1 pseudogene is annotated in these 800 nt (G+C 62.2%); it reads left to right on the top strand.

Going from position 1 to position 800, the window contains the following annotated elements:
- Positions 1–459: 459 nt before the first annotated feature.
- A pseudogene (locus RCCGE510_RS35905) lies at positions 460–800 on the top strand (hypothetical protein); the annotation flags it as partial.

Genomic DNA, 800 nt, shown 5'->3' with positions numbered 1-800 from the left:
ATCGAGCAATAGATGCCAGTCGTTCTTGAAAAAACACCAAATCGTTGAGGGAGAATCCGTTTTTACGCGGCCACGTGCAGCGCGCCAACCCAGATGAGACGATCCCCAGTGCCGGGGGCGGCATCGAATGGCGGGCTCCGCATGGCAAGCAGCAAGCTGGCGAGCCTCTGTGACGGCCTGATGGTCGAGTGCAGACGATTGTCGGCAAGCCGTCGCCATATGGTGTTCGGCCATGCCTTGAGGGCATGATTGGATCTGGCTTTTGCATGCTGGGCGGCGGTCGGCAGGCATTAGGATCGAGGTTCCAAATTTGATTTCCGGAGGACGGCATCGATGTACCCAAGACGGAACCAGCCGCGCGATGACGATTCTCGCGAAGTAAGTGGGTGGATCGAAGGCGTGACCGGAGCTGTCGCGACGGACGCCTGGATCCGGGACTACTATTCACTGAGACGAGACATGGAACAGGATCTGAGCGACTTGCGCCTCGGGTCGCACGACAGTGACGCCGGCGATCGTGTGCCGCGTCGCAGATCCGTGGGCGGTTCGATGCGAGTGACGCCGCAGTCGCGGGCGCCGGAGAACTCGTTGAGCGGCGCCCGCCACAGCATAGACGTCTCTCGGGCGGGCTCCAGCAGCTTGCGATTCGGCGGCTCGGGGGGCAAGACATCGAGCAATATGGCGGAGGCGGGCGAAGTCGCCGCGGCGCCGCAGGGCAAAAGCCGCGGATTTAAGTCGCGCATGGCGTCAGGGTTCAAGAAGGCGTTCGGATGGAGCAGCAAGACGTCGTCGCGGGGTTC

It is taken from the genome of Rhizobium sp. CCGE 510 (genome assembly GCF_000292525.1).
Taxonomy (GTDB): Bacteria; Pseudomonadota; Alphaproteobacteria; order Rhizobiales; family Rhizobiaceae; genus Rhizobium.
This window is presented reverse-complemented; position numbering and strand designations above follow the sequence as displayed.